The sequence below is a fragment of the Bradyrhizobium sp. S69 genome, from assembly GCF_009766005.1.
Taxonomy (GTDB): Bacteria; Pseudomonadota; Alphaproteobacteria; order Rhizobiales; family Xanthobacteraceae; genus Bradyrhizobium.
Genome location: NZ_LMUK01000018.1, coordinates 83862 through 87568, shown reverse-complemented (window position 1 = coordinate 87568; position 3707 = coordinate 83862). Strand labels below are relative to the sequence as shown.

Here is a 3707-nt window from a genome sequence, read left to right as displayed (position 1 = left end):
GATGGCGTCGCGGATCGCATCCGTGTCGTGGCCGTCGATCTCCTGGACGTGCCAGCCGGAGGCGCGGAAGCGCTCGATCTCAAGATCGGAGACCGCGAGGCGGGTAGGGCCGTCGATCGTGATCGAGTTGTTGTCCCAGAACGCGATCAGGTGGCCGAGCTTGTAGTGGCCCGCCATCGAAATCGCTTCCTCGCTGATGCCCTCCATCAGGCAGCCATCGCCCATGAAGACGTAGGTCCAATGCTTGCAGAGGTCGTCGCCGAACCTGGCGTTGAGAATGCGTTCGGCGAGCGCGAAGCCCACCGAGTTTGCAACACCTTGTCCGAGCGGCCCCGTCGTCGTTTCAATGCCGTCGGCGTGCTTGTACTCAGGATGGCCGGCGGTTTTGCTGTCGATCTGACGGAACCGCTTCAACTCATCGAGGGTCATATCCTTGACGCCGGTGAGATAGAGCAGGCTGTAGAGGAGCATAGAGGCGTGCCCGTTCGACAGCACGAACCGGTCGCGGTCGAACCAATGCGGATCGGCTGCGTCGAACTGCACGAAATCCCTGAAAAGGACAGTCGCGATGTCGGCCATACCCATGGGTGCGCCGGGATGGCCGCTCTTGGCCTGCTGCACGGCATCCATCGACAGAAAGCGAATGCAGTCGGCCATGTCCCGCAAGTGCTGGTCACGGGGCTTGGGAACCGTCTTGACGGCCGGAGTTGGCGCGACGTCAGCCATGATTGTCGATTCCTGTTTCACTGGATCGATCTGATATCAGAGGTCGTCTCGCGGTTGCGAGACGACGAGTCAAAGCCGAAGGACTCGGATTCGTTCCGGGGAGGCCATATCCGACAGGTCGTTATTTTGTTTGGAGTTGGTACCGCGGGAGCTTGTCGACCGCGTCGCGGGGCGCGCAGGGGGCGCTGGACGGCTTCGTATGGGAGGCCCGCGCTCTTTCGCGCGACATTTCGGGATGCGATTGCGGCGCCTGACCACGAAGACCTAGAACATTTAAGCGTTGTCCGGTTGCTTGGCTTCCCGCTGGGCCAGTTCTTCTTCGAGCTCGCGCTCGGCCCGATGGTAGAATTCCTGATCTTTGCCCTCAGGCTTGCCCGAGTCTTCCCAAATCTTGTAAGCGCGGCGAACGATCTCAATGCCGGGAACGCGTCCCATTACGGTCTCCTGAGCCAATTCTGCCAAGGGGTCGGCAGACCAATCCGCGTATTGCCAACTCACGTCGGGCAGACAACGCGCAGTCCCAACCCATCCATTAACCTCCACTTGTTCCGCGCCGTAAAACGTCGCAGGAAGGGCCTTTGTTCCCTGCCGCGATCAGGCGCGTTGGCGGATCGGGACGACCTTGCGTCGTGACTCCTGGTACTTGATGATCGCCATATTTGCCAGAAACATCCGATTGCGCCGGCCTGTTTGATCATGGCATCAACCTTGTCCGTCAGGAAACGCGCCGCGACGTATCCGTCGCCCAGCTCGCCGCTTCTCTGCAGGAAGACTCAGGCGATGGCGACCGACTCTTCCAGCAATTGAGACTCGCTCACAGAACGCACTCCAGAGAAATTGTCAGCATGGACGATACAAACAGGCCTCAGGATGAAGCCAAAAGGCTTCAACTAAAACCCGCGCTTCGTCGAAGAGTTCCTACGTCCAAAATCGGATGTAGCGCCGAAGTTGGCACGTACGGGACTATTGCAATTGTCTTATCGGGTTGACCTGATAATCAGACTTGGTAGGCTTCGGCGCATGGGTATCTTTGGCAAACCGCGAGGCACTCTCGTCCCGATCCACTCAGACAACGCCAACACGAGGGATTGGCTTGTTCTGTTGGAAGGCGGCCACGATCGTCGGCCATGAGCGCGAGCGGCTGAGGGTCGCACTCACGACGCAGGAAAGAAGGCTTGTAACGAAGCGTAAAATATTCGGAAAAGCGCAGCATTTCCTCGTCGTAGACGGATACGATCCACGGATACACGCGTTATATTTTTGTCCCCAACTCTACAAGAACGAGGATGGCTCGCTCGTCCCGCTGAGCGGAGAAGAAATCGGACAACTGATGGCGCAAGCCCTTGAAAAAGGGGCGATTGAGAAAGCGCCGTGGTATGCGCCCGCCGACGGTGCGCCGAAAGAGCCCATTATCAGGGCTTCCGCCGAGATGGAGTTCGACAGCCTGGTCGTGGATGCCCCGGGTCCGAAAGCGAATAAGCCGACCGCGCTGCGCGCGGTGGCTGTCGCCGACAAGGACAAGGGAAAGACCTAGGCAAGCTGGTTGCAGTGGCAAATTGAGCGAAATCGCCGTCTGGAGGGTCAGTCCGGCCAGACGGTCTCAGCGCGGATTTCGAGGGCTTGCAAAACTATCGATATCACTGCGCTCCAAGAGATAATTCAGCCCGCCGACGCGGTACCATCGGTATCCATATCCTTCGAGCACCAGTTTATGCCGGCCGCTGCCGCCGGCCTGGCTGTGATCCTCGGACAGCAGATTGATCAATAGCTTGCCGGCTTCGCCGGAAACGCCCGACGCAAACGAGATTTCGCGCGGCGTTTCGTCGAGATTGTGCACGAATAATACGGAATTGTTGCGCCAATCATAGCGGATGATCAAAACGGCCGGATCCCGCGCGGCGATCACCTTGAAGTCGCCCCAGCCGATCTCCGGTACCTCCTTGCGCATCCGGATGATGCGTTCGGTCCAGTTCAGCAGCGAGTCGGGATCGCGGCGCTGCTTTGCGACATTGACGTGTTCGAACCCGTAAGGGCCCTGGTCGATCACGGGTGAGCACGGCCGGTCGCTTTCCGTGAAACCGGCATGCGGTTCGGTTGACCATTGCATCGGGGTGCGGGCGCAATTTCGCTCGGGCAAATCCAGCCTGTCGCCCATGCCGATTTCGTCGCCGTAGCGGATCACCGGCGTGCCGGGAAGCGTACACATCAGACTGTAGGCGAGTTCGAGTCGCCGTCGGTTGCCACCCAGCATCGGTGCCAGGCGACGGCGAATACCGCGGTCGTAAAGCTGCATGTTCTTATCGGGACCGAAGCTCCTGAACACCTTTTCGCGCTGCACTTTGGTTAGCCGACCGAGATCGAGTTCGTCGTGGTTGCGCAGGAATAATCCCCATTGCGCTGTGGCCGGACGCGGCCTTGTAGCGTTGAGCGCCTTGGCGAGTGGCCGGGAGTCGGCCGCTGCCAGCGCATAGAACAGATGCGGGTTGACGTGGAAGTTGAACATCATCTGCATGCGCTCGCCGTCGTGGCCGAAATACCTCATATCGGTCTTCGGCCGTACGTTAGCCTCCGCCAGGACGATGGCGTCGCCCTTCCGCCACTGCAGGAATTCGCGAAACGACCGCAACATGTCGTATTGCCCGACCGGCGTTTTGACGTTGGCGCCCTTGGTTGCGATTACGAACGGGACTGCGTCCATGCGAAAGCCGGATACTCCGAGCTGAATCCAGAATCCCATGACCTTGAGGATCTCCGCCTGCACCTGTGGGTTCGACGTGTTGAGATCGGGCTGAAAATCGTAGAAGCGATGGAAGTACCACGCCCTGGCTTCCCTATCGTGGCTCCACGTCGATTTTTGCACGCCGGGAAACACCACACCCCTGTCGGCGTTGGCGGGTTTCTTGTCGGCCCAGACGTACCGGTCACGATAGTGCGAATCCTTTGAGCTTCGCGCGTCGCGAAACCAGGGATGCGCATCGGAC

General features: G+C 59.4%; 4 protein-coding genes. 1 reads left to right on the top strand and 3 read right to left on the bottom strand.

Annotated features, from left to right (window positions below):
* Together GSQ88_RS06170 and GSQ88_RS06165 are read right to left on the bottom strand one after the other, a co-directional pair.
* The coding region (locus tag GSQ88_RS06170) for a thiamine pyrophosphate-binding protein (RefSeq protein ID WP_283810670.1) at positions 1-726 on the bottom strand (726 nt) is incomplete at its 3' end.
* 273 nt (positions 727-999) lie between these two features.
* Positions 1000-1161: a DUF2934 domain-containing protein gene (locus tag GSQ88_RS06165; protein ID WP_159006496.1), complete on the bottom strand. Its 162-nt coding sequence runs from the start codon at positions 1159-1161 to the stop codon at positions 1000-1002.
* A gap of 658 nt (positions 1162-1819) precedes the next feature.
* Here GSQ88_RS06165 and GSQ88_RS06160 point away from each other — a divergent pair.
* Positions 1820-2260, top strand: coding sequence for a hypothetical protein (locus GSQ88_RS06160; protein WP_159006495.1), 441 nt, complete (start codon positions 1820-1822; stop codon positions 2258-2260).
* 66 nt (positions 2261-2326) lie between these two features.
* Here the strand turns inward: GSQ88_RS06160 and GSQ88_RS06155 are convergent.
* Positions 2327-3707, bottom strand: a 1381-nt coding sequence (locus GSQ88_RS06155; RefSeq protein WP_246735086.1) for an alpha-amylase family glycosyl hydrolase, incomplete at its 5' end; no start/stop codon positions are given.